We start from the raw sequence: 13,498 nt of genomic DNA on the forward strand, positions 1-13,498 counted from the left end.
ACAAGAGCACCACGATGACCACGAACACCGCCCACCGCAAACCCCTGCCCGGCACGGCGCTGCAGTTCTACGACGCGCGCGAGGCCGTCGAGCAGCTCAGCCCCGGCGCCTGGGCCACGCTGCCTTACACCGCCCGCGTGCACGCCGAGAACCTGGTGCGCCGCGCCGACCCGGCGCAGTTGCCGGACTACCTGCGCCAGCTGATCGAACGCCGGCACGACCTGGACTTTCCCTGGTACCCCGTGCGCGTGGTGTGCCACGACATCCTGGGCCAGACCGCGCTGGTCGATCTGGCGGGCCTGCGCGACGCCATCGCCCAGCAGGGCGGCGACCCCGCCGCCGTGAACCCGGTGGTGCCGGTACAGCTCATCGTGGACCACTCGCTGGCCGTGGAGTGCGGCGGCCATGACCCCGAGGCGTTCACCAAGAACCGCGCCATCGAGGACCGCCGCAACGAGGACCGCTTTCACTTCATCGAGTGGACGAAGAAGGCCTTCGCCAACGTGCAGGTCATCCCGGCGGGCAACGGGATCATGCACCAGATCAATCTGGAAAAAATGTCGCCCGTCGTGCATGTGCAGGACGATGAACAGGGCAAGGTCGCCTTTCCCGACACCTGCGTGGGCACCGACAGCCACACCCCCCATGTGGACGCGCTGGGCGTGATCGCCGTGGGCGTGGGCGGGCTGGAGGCCGAGGCCGTGATGCTGGGCCGCGCGAGCTGGATGCGCCTGCCCGACATCGTAGGCGTGCAACTGCGCGGCAAACGCCAGCCGGGGATTACCGCGACCGACATCGCGCTGGCGCTGACCGAGTTCCTGCGCCAGCAAAAGGTGGTGGGCGCCTATGTGGAATTCTTCGGCGAGGGCGCGGACAGCCTCTCGATCGGCGACCGCGCCACCATCAGCAACATGTGCCCCGAATACGGCGCCACCGCCGCGCTGTTCTACATCGACGCGCAGACCAGCGATTACCTGCGCCTGACGGACCGCGCGCAAGACCAGGTGCGGCTGGTGGAAACCTACGCCAAAGCCGCCGGCCTGTGGGCCGATACCCTGCGCGAGGTGCGGTACGAGCGCACGCTGCACTTCGACCTGTCCAGCGTGGTGCGCAACATGGCCGGCCCCAGCAACCCGCACCGGCGCCTGCCCACCACCGCGCTGGTGGAGCGCGGCATTGCCGATGCCAGCATGCTGGAGAGGGCCCGCGCCGAGGAAGCCAGGGGCCTGCTGCCCGACGGTGCCGTCGTCATCGCCGCCATCACCAGTTGCACCAACACCAGCAACCCGCGCAACGTGATCGCCGCCGGCCTGCTGGCGCGCAACGCCCGCCGCCTGGGCCTGCGGCGCAAGCCCTGGGTCAAGACCTCGCTCGCGCCCGGCTCCAAGGCGGTGGAGCTGTACCTGCAGGAGGCCGGCCTGCTCTCTGATCTGCAGGCGCTGGGCTTTGGCATCGTGGGCTTTGCCTGCACCACCTGCAACGGCATGAGCGGCGCGCTGGACCCGCGCATCCAGCAGGAGATCCTTGACGGCAAGCTCTACGCCACCGCCGTGCTCTCGGGCAACCGCAACTTCGACGGGCGCATCCACCCCTATGCGAGCCAAGCCTTCCTGGCATCGCCGCCGCTGGTGGTGGCCTACGCGATCGCGGGCACGGTGCGCTTCGACATCGAGCGCGACGTGCTGGCCGTGGTGGAGGGCCGCGAAATCCGCCTGAACGACCTGTGGCCCAGCGACGAGGAGATCGACGCCATCGTCGCCCGCGCCGTGAAGCCCGCACAGTTCCGCGCCGTGTACCAACCCATGTTTGCCCTGCGCAAGGGCGATGGCGAGCGCGCCGCGCCGCAGTACGACTGGCGCCCGCAGTCCACCTACATCCGCCGCCCGCCCTACTGGGACGCCGAAGGCGTGGGCGCGCTGGCCGCCTACCCGCGCACCCTCCAGGGCATGCGCCCGCTGGCGCTGCTGGGCGACAACATCACCACCGATCACCTCTCGCCGTCCAACGCCATCCTGCCCGCCAGCGCGGCGGGCGAATACCTGGCCCGCATGGGCGTGCCCGAGGAGGACTTCAACTCCTACGCCACGCACCGGGGCGACCACCTCACGGCCATGCGCGCCACGTTCGCCAACCCGCAACTCGTCAACGAGATGGCGGTGGTGAACGGCCAGGTGCAAAAGGGCTCGCTCGCCCGCATCGAGCCCGAGGGCCGCGTGACGCGCATGTGGGAGGCCATCGAGACCTACCTGCACCGCCGCCAGCCGCTGGTCATCATTGCCGGGGCCGACTACGGCCAGGGGTCGAGCCGCGACTGGGCCGCCAAGGGCGTGCGGCTGGCGGGGGTGGAGGCGGTGGTGGCCGAGGGCTTCGAGCGCATCCACCGCACCAACCTCATCGGCATGGGGGTGCTGCCGCTGGAGTTCCTGCCCGGCACCAACCGCCACACGCTGCAGTTGGACGGCACCGAAACCTACGACGTGGCCGGTGCCCTCACGCCGCGCGCCACCGTCATCCTTGTCATCCGCCGCGCGCAGGGCGAGACGCAGCAGGTGCCCGTCACCTGCCGGCTGGACACGGCCGAGGAAGTCTCGGTCTATGAAGCGGGGGGCGTGCTGCAGCGCTTCGCCCAGGACTTCCTGGCCCAATCAGCCTCCAGCGCCCGTCTGACAAGCGCAACCAGCTATTGAAACAAGAGCAAACATGGCACCACAGATCAGGATCCCCGCCACCTACCTGCGCGGCGGCACCAGCAAGGGCGTGTTCTTTCGCCTGCAGGATTTGCCCGCGGCGGCGCAGCAGCCCGGCGCAGCGCGCGACGCGCTGCTACTGCGCGTGACCGGCAGCCCCGACCCCTACGGCAAACAGATCGACGGCATGGGCGGCGCCACCTCGTCCACGTCCAAGGCGGTGATCGTCTCACCCTCCACCCGGCCCGGGCATGACGTGGACTATCTGTTCGGCCAGGTCGCCATCGACAGCCCCTTCGTGGACTGGAGCGGCAACTGCGGCAACCTGTCGGCCGCCGTGGGGCCGTTCGCCATCGCCAGCGGCCTGGTCGCGCCCGGGCGCATTCCGCACGACGGCGTGTGCACCGTGCGCATCTGGCAGGCCAACATCGGCAAGACCATCGTGGCCCACGTACCCGTCGCAGGTGGCCAGGTGCAGGAGACGGGCGACTTTGCGCTGGACGGCGTGGCCTTCCCCGCCGCCGAGGTGTTGCTCGAATTCCTCGACCCCGCCGATGGCGGTGAAGGAGGCGAAGGCGGCGGCCGTGCCCTGTTCCCCACCGGACAGCTGGTCGATACGCTGGACGTGCCAGGCGTGGGCCGCTTGCAGGCCACGCTCATCAACGCGGGCATCCCGACCATCTTCCTGAACGCCAGGGACGTCGGCTGCACCGGCACCGAGCTGCAGGACGCGATCAATGGCGATGCCGCGGCCCTGGCCCGCTTCGAGGCCATCCGCGCCTGGGGCGCAGTCAAGATGGGCCTGGTCCACGACGTGGCAGAGGCCGCCACGCGCCAGCACACGCCCAAACTCGCCTTCGTCGCGCCGCCGGCGGACTACGTCGCCTCCAGCGGCAAGGCGGTGCGCGCGGCCGACATCGACCTGCTGGTGCGCGCACTGTCCATGGGCAAGCTGCACCACGCCATGATGGGCACGGCGGCCGTGGCCATCGGCGCCGCTGCCGCCGTCCCCGGCACGCTGGTCCACCAGGCGGCCGGCGGGGGCCCGCGCACCGCCGTGCCGGGATCGGTGCGGTTCGGCCACCCCTCGGGCACGCTGCGCGTGGGGGCCGAGGCCGCGCTGGTGAACGGCCAGTGGCGCGTCACCAAGGCCCTCATGAGCCGCAGCGCCCGCACCCTGATGGAAGGCTGGGTGAGAGTGCCGCCAACCCCGTGAGCAACTTCGTCATGTCCCCCTTCTCCCACGCTTCGCGCGGCAAGGGGGACGCCGCCAGCGCGGCAGCGCGGCGCGGCCGGCACAGGCCCCCGCACCGCGGCCGCTAGCCCCGGCCGGGGGCGCACCCGATTTCAGCAATGCGTTCCATGCGCGCGCAGAGCACCCTCCCTGAAGGAAACAGCCATGCAGTCCACCAAGCAACAACTCAAGGCCCTGGCCGAAGCCCGGCGCGGCGTCATCGTGCCGGGCGCGTTCAACGCACTGTCGGCCAAGGTCATCGAAGATCTGGGCTACGAGGCCCTCTACATCACCGGCGCGGGCGTCACCAACATGGGGTTCGGCCTGCCCGACCAGGGCTTCGTGGGCCTGACCGATATCGCCGACCACACGGCCCGCATCCGCGACGCGGTGGAGCTACCGCTGATCGTGGACGCGGACACGGGCTTCGGCAACGCCCTCAACACCTACCACGCCGTGCGCACCCTGGAGCGCGCCGGCGCCGACTGCATCCAGCTCGAAGACCAGGTGAGCCCCAAGCGCTGCGGCCACTTCAGCGGCAAGGCCGTGATCGAGACCAGCGAGATGGTGGGCAAGATCCGCGCCGCTGTGGATGCGCGGCGCGACGGCCTGCTGGTCATGGCGCGCACCGACGCCGCCGCCGTGCACGGCTTCGACGCCGCCGTGGAGCGCGCGCAGGCGTACGCCGAGGCGGGCGCCGACATCCTGTTCGTCGAGGCCGTCACCACCGCCGACGAAGTGCGCACCCTGCCCCAGCGCCTGCAAGTGCCCCAGCTCATGAACATGGTGATCGGCGGCAAGACGCCCATCGTGGGCGCGGACGAACTGGGCCGGCTCGGCTACGGCTTCGTGCTGTACGCCAACGCCGCGCTGCAAGGCGCCGTGGCCGGCATGCAAAAAGTGCTGGCCCAGTTGCGCGACGCGCGCGAGGTGCGCGAAGACCCCACGCTGGTCGCCCCGTTCGCCGAACGCCAGCGGCTGGTGGGCAAACCATTCTGGGATGCGCTTGAAAAGAAATACGCATGAAATCAGGCGCTAGCGCTTACCTGACAAGCGCAAGCAGCTATCAAAACTACAGCAACTCCACCCCCTTGAGCGTGACGAAACTCGTCTCGCGCGTCACCCGCACGAAGTCCTGCAGGAAGGGCCTGGGCGAGAGCTGCGGCAGGCAGGCCGCGTGCAGTTCGCCGCGCAGGCCCCGCGCGCCGATGGGGCGCGCGGCCACGTAGCCCCGGTCCAGGTAGCCTTGCACCGCCCACAGTGGCAGTGCGGCCACGCCCCGGCCGCTGGCCACGAGCTGCAGCATGGCCACCGTCAGCTCGGTGGTGCGCCGGGGCGGGCGCACGCCGGCGGGCTCCAGCACCTGGCGCACGAGGTCCAGCATCTCGTCGGGTACCGGATAGGTGATGAGGGTCTGGTCCGCGAAGTCCTGCGCCTGCAGAAAGGGCTTGTCCAGCAATGGGTGGCCGTGGGCCAGCAACGCGCGGATCTCGAAGCCGAACAGGGGGTGGTAGTCCACGGCGCCCGCCTCCCCAGCGTCCAGCTCGGAGACGATGGCCAGGTCCGCCCGGCCCTGGTGCAGCAGGCCCACGGGGTCGGCGTGGAAGCCGCTCACGATGTCCAGTTCCACCTCGGGCCAGCGTGCGCGGAAGGCGTCCATGGCGGGCATCAGCCAGTCGAAACAGGTATGGCACTCCACGGCGATGCGCATCTGCCCGCCCTGCCCTTGGGACAGGCGCGCCACGTCACGCTCAGCCGTTTCCACCTGCGGCAGCACGGCATCGGCCAGTTGCAGCAGCCGCGCGCCGGTGGCGCTGAACTGCGGCGGCACGGACTTGCGCTCAAACAGCGGCGTGCCGTAGCGGTCCTCCAGCAGCTTGATTTGGTGCGACAGCGCCGATTGCGTGAGGTTGAGCAGCTGCGCCGCCCGCACCAGGCTGCCGCTATCACGCAGGGCCTGCAGCGTGCGCAGATGGCGGATCTCCAGGATGGATTGCATCATTAAAACTATTCATGTTGAAAAGACAAAACTTTCGTTTGAATCATAAACGCGCTTAGCCGACCATCGCGGTTTTCTCTTGCACAAGGACTTCCGCACCATGGCCGCTTCCCCCATCCTCACCCATACGCTGGGCTTTCCCCGCATGGGCGCGCAGCGCGAACTGAAACTGGCGCTGGAGCGCCATTGGCGCGGTGAGATCGACGCCGCCGCGCTCGAAGCCGTGGGCGCCCAACTGCGCGCACGCCACTGGCAGGCCCAGCGCGACGCAGGCCTGGCCTTCGCGACCGTGGGCGACTTCGCCTACTACGACCACATGGCCCACCACATCCAACTGCTGGGTTGCGAAAGCCCGCGGTTTGGCTTCACCCCCGGCACGCCGGAGCTGGCGCGCTACTTCACCATGGCGCGGGGCGTGCAGACGCTGTCGGGCCATGGCGACCACGCCCCCGGTGGCACCTGCGGCGCAGGCTGTGCGCACGCGCCGCATCCCGGCGAAGGCCAGCCCGCACTGGAGATGACGAAGTGGTTCGACACCAACTACCACTACCTCGTGCCCGAACTGCACGCCGACACTGCGTTCCGCCTGGGCAGCGAGCGCCTGTTCGCGGAAGTGGCCGAAGCCCAGGCGCTGGGCCACCGCGTAAAGGCGCAGCTTGTGGGGCCGCTCACTTTCCTCTGGCTGTCCAAGGAGAAAGGCGAAGCCCCATTCGACCGGTTGGACCTGCTGGACCGCCTGCTGCCCGTGTACGCGCAGATACTCGCGCGCCTGAAGGCCGAGGGCGTGGAGTGGGTGCAGATCGACGAGCCCATCCTGGGCCTGGACCTGCCCGCCACCTGGACGCAGTCCTTCGAGCCCGCTTACTGGCAGCTCGGCAAGGCCGGCCCACAGGTGCTGCTGGCCACCTACTTCTCGCCCCTGGAGAACCATCTGCGCCTGGCCTGCCAGTTGCCCGTGGCCGGCCTGCACGTGGACGCCGTGCGCGCCCCGCAGGAGCTGACGGGCGTGGCCGACTGGTTGCCGGCCTACAAGGTGCTGTCGGTGGGCGTGGTGGACGGTCGCAACATCTGGCGTACCGACCCCGACGCGGCCCTGGCCCTGCTGCGCCCCGTGGCCGCCAAACACACCGGACCGCTGTGGGTGGCGCCCTCGTGTTCGCTGCTGCATGTGCCCGTCAGCCTGGCGGGCGAGGATGCGCTGGACCCCGAGCTGCGCGGCTGGCTCGCCTTCGCCACCGAGAAGCTGGACGAGGTGGCCCTGATCGCCGGCCTGCTGGACGGCCGCGTAGCCGACAGCGACCCGCGCCTGGCCGCCGCGCGCGCCGCCATCGCCAGCCGCCGCGCCAGCCCGCGCGTGCACCGCCCCGCCGTGGCCGCCCGCCTGGAGGCGGCACCCGAGGGCTGCGACCGGCGCCGCTCGCCCCACCCCACACGCCAGCAGGCGCAGCGCGCGCGCCTGCGTCTGCCGCCGCTGCCCACCACCACCATCGGATCCTTCCCGCAGACCCCGGCCATCCGCGCCGCACGTGCGGCCCACCGCCGTGGCGTACTGGGTGAGGCCGCATACCAGGCACAGATGCGCGCCGAGATCGAACACGCCGTGCGCAAGCAGGAGGAACTGGGCCTGGACGTGCTGGTGCACGGCGAGGCCGAGCGCAACGACATGGTGGAGTACTTCGGCGAGCAGCTGGACGGCTTCGCCTTCACGGCCAATGGCTGGGTGCAGAGCTACGGCTCGCGCTGCGTCAAGCCCCCTGTGCTTTTCGGCGACGTGGCCCGCCCGCATGCCATGACGGTCGACTGGACCGTCTACGCCCAAAGCCTCACGGACAAACCCCTGAAAGGCATGCTCACGGGGCCGGTGACCATCCTGCAGTGGTCCTTCGTGCGCGACGACCAGCCGCGCAGCCGCACCTGCGAGCAGATTGCCTGGGCCATTCGTGACGAGGTGGTGGATCTGGAGGCGGCCGGGATCGCCATCGTGCAGATCGACGAGCCCGCCATCCGCGAAGGCCTGCCGTTGCGCCGCACAGGCTGGAAGCCGTACCTGGACTGGGCCACGCGGGCCTTCCGCATCAGCGCCTGCGGCGTGCAGGACACGACGCAGATCCACACCCACATGTGCTACAGCGAGTTCAACGACATCCTGCCCGAGATCGCCGCCATGGACGCCGACGTCATCACCATCGAGACCAGCCGCTCCGACATGGAACTGCTGCGGGGCTTCGGCAGTTTCAAATACCCCAACGAGATCGGCCCCGGCGTCTACGACATCCATTCGCCACGCATACCCGGCTCGCAGGAGATGGCGCGCCTGCTGCGCAAGGCGGCCGAGGTGGTGCCCGCACGCAACCTCTGGGTCAATCCTGACTGCGGCCTCAAGACCCGCAGCTGGCCCGAGACCGAGGCCGCGCTGCGCCACATGGTGCAGGCCGCGCGGGCACTGCGCTCCGCCATGGCCTCCGCTTGACGGTGGGCAACCATCAACCCTGCGCCGCGTCAGTGCATGGCCCGCATCGACCGGCATGGCGGCACAATGCGCCGCCATGCTCTATAACGCCCTTAAGCTCACCCACGTGCTGTCGATCATCGTCTGGATCGGCGGCATGGTCTTCGCCCATTTCTTCCTGCGCCCCGCCGTACAGATGCTGGAGCCGCCGCAGCGCGTGGCGCTGATGCACGGCGTGCTGCAACGCTTCCTGGGCGCGGTCGCCATCGCCATCGTGGCCGTGCTGACCAGCGGGCTGGGCATGATCGGCGCGGTGAGCATCGGCGCGGGCGGCGCCTTCTCGATGCCGCTGGACTGGACCATCATGGCGACCCTCGGCATCGTGATGATGGGCATCTTCGCCTACATCTACTTCGCGCTGCTCAGCCGCCTGGAGCAGGCCGTCGCCGCCTCCGACTGGCCTGCAGGCGGCTTGGCGCTGGCAAGCATCCGCACGTGGGTTGGCGTGAACCTGCTCATCGGCGTAGTGATTGTGGTGCTGACGCTGCTGATGTGAGACGCGCGGCGGCACCACAACGCCGCCGGCATAAAAAAACGCGCCGTGAAGGCGCGTTTTTTGTTTGGCGGAAACGGAGTCCGCTAAGTTCTAGTTCATATTAATCCTAATTAGTCCACTAAAGCATTGATTCATAACGCATAATTCCCGCCAGTTTGTCCCACATCATCCAAGATAGTCCACTAACAGCCATTGTTTTATGTGGGCAGGATGTGGGACAAGAAACATTTGGCGGAGACTTTATGCCCAAGATTGCAAAGCAACTTTCTGATCGTGCCGTGGCCGCTATCAAGGCGGAGGGCAGGCACCCGGTGGGCGGAGTTCCCGGCCTTCACATTCGCGTGACAGACACCGGGCATAGGGGCTGGGTGCTGCGCGTGAAGGTGGGTGAAGCGCGCCGGGATATGGGCCTGGGGCCTTACCCCGAAGTCGGACTGGCAGAGGCCAGGGAGAAGGCCAGGGAGATACACGCCAGCTTGCGCAACGGCATCGTGCCCGCCACTCCAACAAAGCAGCGCATGGAGGCGCTGGTGCAGCAACCAGTTCGCAAGACGTTCAAGCAGTGCGCAGAGGCCTTCATGGGCGACAAGTCGGGCGAATGGAAAAACCCGAAGCACCGCCAGCAATGGGAAAACACGCTGGAGCAATACGCCTTCCCGCATATGGGCAGCTTGTCGGTAGATGCCATTGATCTGCCGCATGTATTGGCCTGCCTAGAGCCAATTTGGCGCAGCAAGACGGAGACAGCAACCCGCGTGCGCGGACGTATCGAGTCGGTGCTGGATTGGGCCGCCGTGCGCAAGTACCGCAGCGGCGACAACCCGGCCCGCTGGAAGGGCCACTTGGATAAGGTGCTGCCATCCCCCAAGAAAGTTGCCGAGACTGAGCACCACCGCGCCCTGCCTATCGACGGGATGCCCGCCTTCATGGCCGATTTGCGCCAGCGGGATGGTATTGCAGCTCGTGCCCTGGAGTTTGCCGTCCTGACTGCCGCCCGTTCTGGAGAAGTGCGTGGGGCAACCTGGGGAGAGATTGATCTGGAGGCGAAAGTGTGGACTGTTCCCAAGGAGCGCATGAAGATGGGCAAGGAGCATCGCGTCCCGCTGCCTGACGCCGCCATCAAGCTGCTGGAGGCCATGCCCCGCATGGAAGGGACAGACCTTGTATTTCCGGGCACCAAGGGACAACCACTGTCAGACATGAGCCTGACGGCAGTAATGCGGCGCATGGAGGTTGATGCTGTGCCTCATGGGTTCCGCTCAACCTTTCGGGACTGGGCAGGCGACCGCACAAACTACCCGCGAGACATGGCCGAAGCTGCGCTGGCGCACAAGCTGGAGAACAAGGTGGAGGAAGCCTATCGACGCAGCGACGCCCTAGAAAAGCGCCGGGAAATGATGCAGGAGTGGAGCAAGTTCATATTGACGCCGACCACCAACTAAAGAGGCCCTTCGGGGCCTTTTTCTATGGCGTGACCGACATGTACAGCACGACTACTACCAAAACCGCTTCGACCAGCTCAAAACGCTGGCTAACCCCTTATGAATCAACGACTTGCATCAATTCACCATTTATCAAGAACTCGGAAAGCAGTTTGCGCAGTGCCGCGCACAAGCTGTCAACAAGTTATCCACAGCTTGCTAATCGAGTTGCTGGATTGATGCTCAAAAAATACTCGCTACATTTAATGCATGGACGAACGAGAGAGTCCATAAAAGGCGAAGGCCCCAAGGGTGCAACCAAGGAGCCTTCTAGACTGCCAAAACCCGAGGGCCTTGAAAGTCTCCCAGCGACGGGACTTGAAGGGTAACACGACCGACCTATTCTTTGGAGCAGGCGGCATTAGCAACGTGTACAGCCGGGTTTTGGTTTTCCGTAACAACAGCTACGAAAGACCAACCATGCCAGCAAAAGTTACTCAGCATCACCAACACCAGCCGGACACCTTGCTTCGCGTAGTCCCCCACATCACCGACCGCATGGGCATCAGCCGCAGCGGCTGGTGGAAGGGCGTGAAGGATGGCAAGTTCCCGCCTGGGATCAAGCTGTCCCCCCGTGTGACCGTCTGGAAATCCAGCGATATCGACGCCCTCATTGCCAACCTTGGCAAGTAAGGGGGCCACATGCACAGCACCAACACCACCAAGGTGGGCGCAAGCGTGCCCGAAAAAACAAAAGTCGCCGGGGGCTACCAGACCACCGCGGCGACTTCCAAAGACTCCACCCCAATTTTCGCATGGGGGCTGAACGAAAACAACATCCCGCCCGAACTGCTGCCCAAGGCCCGCGCCTGGTTCCAGCGCCGCATGGACTACTACGCGGCAAAGCACGGCACCGCCTGGGCAGACACCCGCGAATGGATTGCGGACTACATCAACGAAGAGCTGCGGGAGCACCTGGCGAAGAAAGGCGGTTCAGCATGAGCTTCGACCGTACCCGACTTCCCGAGCCGGTGAGCTACTACGAGGGCCTGGGCCTGGCGTTTAAGGAGCGCAGGGGTAAGTGGCGCACCACGGCCTGCAACTTCCACGGCGGCACCGACAGCCTGCGCATCAACACCGACAGCGGCGCATTCGTGTGCATGGCCGGTTGCGGCGCCCGTGGCGGCGATGTACTGGCCTACCACATGGCCCAGCATGGCCTGGAGTTCGTGGAGGCCGCAAAGGCCCTGGGCGCGTGGATTGATGACGGACGCCCCGCCACCCAGCACAAGCCCTCGCCACTGTCTCCGCGCCAGGCGCTGGAAGTGCTGGCAGTGGAAGCCAACCTTGTGGCCATCGCCGCCGCGAACGTGGCGCACGGCGTGGTGCTGTCGCAGGTGGATTTGTCCCGCGTGCTGACTGCATCGGGCCGCATCACTCGCTTGGTGGAGGTGTTCGCATGAAGCGCGGCATTGCAGAGCACAACGCCATGGCATCGGTGCTGGACGACCGCGAGCGCGGGCCAATCTTTCCCGAACTGCCAGATTCGCCGGATATATCGGGCCTGGGGCCGCGCGACAAGGTGATCCTGACATGCGGCTCAGACCTGACGCCCGAGCCATACCGCTGGCTGTGGCAATACTGGCTGGCCATGGGGAAGCTGCATATCCTCGCTGGCGCACCTGGGCAGGGCAAAACCACCATCGCGCTGGCAATGGCGGCAACCATCACCATCGGCGGACGCTGGCCAGATGGTTCTCGCTGCGCACCCGGCAACGTGCTGATCTGGAGCGGTGAAGATGACCCCGCCGATACGCTGGTGCCGCGCCTCATGGCGGCTGGTGCGGATCGTGCCCGGTGTTATTTCATCGAGGGCGCACGCCGGGGCGGCGAAGTGGTGCCATTCGACCCGGCCCGCGACCTGGGGCAACTGCTGGAGGCCATCGAGAAAATCGGCGGCATCAGTCTGCTGGTGATTGATCCTGTGGTGAGCGCCGTCACTGGCGACACTCACAAGAACGGCGAGGTTCGACGCGCATTGCAACCCCTGGTTGATCTGGCTGCAAAGTGCGACTGCGCGGTGCTGGGCATCACCCACTTTGCCAAAGGTGGCCAGGGCACCGACCCGTCGCAGCGCGTGGTGGGCAGCGTGGCATTCACTGCTGTGGCCCGCGTGGTAATGGTGGCAGCAAAGGTGAAGGGCGACGAAGAAGGCCAGGACACTCGCATCCTCGCCCGCAGCAAAAGCAACGTCGGACCGGACGATGGCGGGTTTCAGTACCACCTTGAACAGTCCGAACCCATACCCGGCATTCATGCGTCACACATCGCATGGGGTAAGGCGGTGGAAGGCACGGCACGCGAGCTGCTGACCGACCCGGACGAGCCGCAACAGGAGCAGTCGGACGCCAGCGCCAAAGATGCCGCCATTGATTTCCTGGTGGAGATCCTGAAAGACGGTTCCGCACCGTCCAAGTATGTGGAGACAGAGGCCAGGGCGGCAGGCGTTTCATGGGCGACAGTGCGCCGCGCAGCGGACACCATCGGCGTGACGAAGCGCAAGATGAACGACGCTTGGTACTGGTTCCGACCCAAGTTGCTCAATCAAGTTGCTCAAGATGCTCAACCTTTAAACGATGAGCAAGTTGAGCAAGTTGATGAGCAAGTTGCCCAAAGCACGGAGGTTCTATGACGCCCGAAGCCATCCTTGCCGACCTGATCCTGTGCGGCATTGAACCCAGCGTGACGCCGGACAAAACCGGCATCGTGGTGCCAGCCGGGAAGCTGACGGAAGCGCAGCGCGCCGCCGTCCTGGGCCACAAGCCCGCGCTGATCGCGTGCATCTTGGAATCGGCCCGCGTCACCGCGCTGCTACTGGAAGCCGCCATGCGCCGTTGCGACGAGCGACCCGACAGCGACAAGGCCCGCCAGGACATGCGGGAGGAGATATTAGGGACACCGCCGCACTTGCGCCCGGACTTGCTGGATTACTTTCTCAGTGATCCCGGTAGCTTGAAATGAACCACCGACCCGCCCCGAGCGGGTTTTTTCATGCCCACTTGATTTCATATTGTGAAATGTGATAATAGGCACATTCCGCATTATGAAATGTGGAGACAACCCGCCCGGCGATTGCATGGGCACTTTTTCAA

General features: G+C 66.6%; 12 protein-coding genes. 11 read left to right on the forward strand and 1 reads right to left on the reverse strand.

What is annotated here, in order from left to right; all coding sequences use genetic code 11:
• Nucleotides 1–14: 14 nt before the first annotated feature.
• The 3 genes from acnD to QY917_RS07240 all read left to right on the forward strand — a co-directional run bounded on the left by acnD (nt 15) and on the right by QY917_RS07240 (nt 4,947).
• Complete coding sequence (acnD, locus tag QY917_RS07230) at nt 15–2,687, forward strand: Fe/S-dependent 2-methylisocitrate dehydratase AcnD (RefSeq protein WP_123675664.1); 2,673 nt, start codon at nt 15–17, stop codon at nt 2,685–2,687.
• Nucleotides 2,688–2,700: 13 nt separating this feature from the next.
• A complete protein-coding gene (gene prpF, locus QY917_RS07235) occupies nt 2,701–3,903 on the forward strand; it encodes a 2-methylaconitate cis-trans isomerase PrpF (protein WP_123675663.1) in 1,203 nt (400 codons plus the stop codon).
• A 183-nt stretch (nt 3,904–4,086) separates the two neighbouring features.
• Nucleotides 4,087–4,947, forward strand: coding sequence for an oxaloacetate decarboxylase (locus tag QY917_RS07240; RefSeq protein WP_123675662.1), 861 nt, complete (start codon nt 4,087–4,089; stop codon nt 4,945–4,947).
• 46 nt (nt 4,948–4,993) lie between these two features.
• Here QY917_RS07240 and QY917_RS07245 read toward each other — a convergent pair whose 3' ends face one another.
• On the reverse strand, nt 4,994–5,923 hold the full coding sequence (locus QY917_RS07245; protein WP_011804903.1) for a LysR family transcriptional regulator: 930 nt from the start codon (nt 5,921–5,923) through the stop codon (nt 4,994–4,996).
• Between the two features lie 97 nt (nt 5,924–6,020).
• Between QY917_RS07245 and metE the strand changes: the two genes are divergently transcribed.
• The 8 genes from metE to QY917_RS07285 all read left to right on the forward strand — a co-directional run bounded on the left by metE (nt 6,021) and on the right by QY917_RS07285 (nt 13,367).
• Nucleotides 6,021–8,390, forward strand: coding sequence for a 5-methyltetrahydropteroyltriglutamate--homocysteine S-methyltransferase (gene metE, locus QY917_RS07250; RefSeq protein ID WP_123675828.1), 2,370 nt, complete (start codon nt 6,021–6,023; stop codon nt 8,388–8,390).
• A 55-nt stretch (nt 8,391–8,445) separates the two neighbouring features.
• Nucleotides 8,446–8,925 (forward strand): CopD family protein, encoded by a 480-nt coding sequence (locus QY917_RS07255; protein ID WP_015913565.1) that lies wholly within the window; start codon nt 8,446–8,448, stop codon nt 8,923–8,925.
• 242 nt (nt 8,926–9,167) lie between these two features.
• Complete coding sequence (locus tag QY917_RS07260) at nt 9,168–10,367, forward strand: site-specific integrase (protein ID WP_123675661.1); 1,200 nt, start codon at nt 9,168–9,170, stop codon at nt 10,365–10,367.
• 504 nt (nt 10,368–10,871) lie between these two features.
• The gene (locus tag QY917_RS07265; RefSeq protein WP_302079170.1) at nt 10,872–11,039 is read left to right on the forward strand and encodes an AlpA family transcriptional regulator; all 168 of its coding nucleotides are present in this window, start codon (nt 10,872–10,874) and stop codon (nt 11,037–11,039) included.
• Between the two features lie 9 nt (nt 11,040–11,048).
• Nucleotides 11,049–11,348 (forward strand): hypothetical protein, encoded by a 300-nt coding sequence (locus tag QY917_RS07270; protein WP_123675659.1) that lies wholly within the window; start codon nt 11,049–11,051, stop codon nt 11,346–11,348.
• Nucleotides 11,345–11,809: a CHC2 zinc finger domain-containing protein gene (locus QY917_RS07275; RefSeq protein ID WP_123675658.1), complete on the forward strand. Its 465-nt coding sequence runs from the start codon at nt 11,345–11,347 to the stop codon at nt 11,807–11,809. Before QY917_RS07270 ends, QY917_RS07275 begins: the two co-directional genes overlap by 4 nt.
• Nucleotides 11,806–13,038 carry an AAA family ATPase gene (locus tag QY917_RS07280; protein WP_123675657.1) on the forward strand — a complete coding sequence of 411 codons (1,233 nt, stop codon included), beginning with the start codon at nt 11,806–11,808 and terminating at the stop codon, nt 13,036–13,038. Before QY917_RS07275 ends, QY917_RS07280 begins: the two co-directional genes overlap by 4 nt.
• Nucleotides 13,035–13,367: a hypothetical protein gene (locus QY917_RS07285; protein ID WP_123675656.1), complete on the forward strand. Its 333-nt coding sequence runs from the start codon at nt 13,035–13,037 to the stop codon at nt 13,365–13,367. The genes QY917_RS07280 and QY917_RS07285 overlap by 4 nt, the downstream gene beginning before the upstream one ends.
• Nucleotides 13,368–13,498 lie beyond the last annotated feature (131 nt).

It is taken from the genome of Diaphorobacter sp. C33 (assembly GCF_030503915.1).
Lineage (GTDB): Bacteria > Pseudomonadota > Gammaproteobacteria > Burkholderiales > Burkholderiaceae_C > Diaphorobacter > Diaphorobacter nitroreducens.

Bases quoted from the DNA above. Each gene is read 5' to 3' on its own strand.
- acnD (WP_123675664.1), top strand. From the start codon at position 15: ATGACCACGAACACCGCCCACCGCAAACCCCTGCCCGGCACGGCGCTG.
- prpF (WP_123675663.1), top strand. From the start codon at position 2,701: ATGGCACCACAGATCAGGATCCCCGCCACCTACCTGCGCGGCGGCACC.
- QY917_RS07240 (WP_123675662.1), top strand. From the start codon at position 4,087: ATGCAGTCCACCAAGCAACAACTCAAGGCCCTGGCCGAAGCCCGGCGC.
- QY917_RS07245 (WP_011804903.1), bottom strand. From the start codon at position 5,923: ATGATGCAATCCATCCTGGAGATCCGCCATCTGCGCACGCTGCAGGCC.
- metE (WP_123675828.1), top strand. From the start codon at position 6,021: ATGGCCGCTTCCCCCATCCTCACCCATACGCTGGGCTTTCCCCGCATG.
- QY917_RS07255 (WP_015913565.1), top strand. From the start codon at position 8,446: ATGGCGGCACAATGCGCCGCCATGCTCTATAACGCCCTTAAGCTCACC.
- QY917_RS07260 (WP_123675661.1), top strand. From the start codon at position 9,168: ATGCCCAAGATTGCAAAGCAACTTTCTGATCGTGCCGTGGCCGCTATC.
- QY917_RS07270 (WP_123675659.1), top strand. From the start codon at position 11,049: ATGCACAGCACCAACACCACCAAGGTGGGCGCAAGCGTGCCCGAAAAA.
- QY917_RS07275 (WP_123675658.1), top strand. From the start codon at position 11,345: ATGAGCTTCGACCGTACCCGACTTCCCGAGCCGGTGAGCTACTACGAG.
- QY917_RS07280 (WP_123675657.1), top strand. From the start codon at position 11,806: ATGAAGCGCGGCATTGCAGAGCACAACGCCATGGCATCGGTGCTGGAC.
- QY917_RS07285 (WP_123675656.1), top strand. From the start codon at position 13,035: ATGACGCCCGAAGCCATCCTTGCCGACCTGATCCTGTGCGGCATTGAA.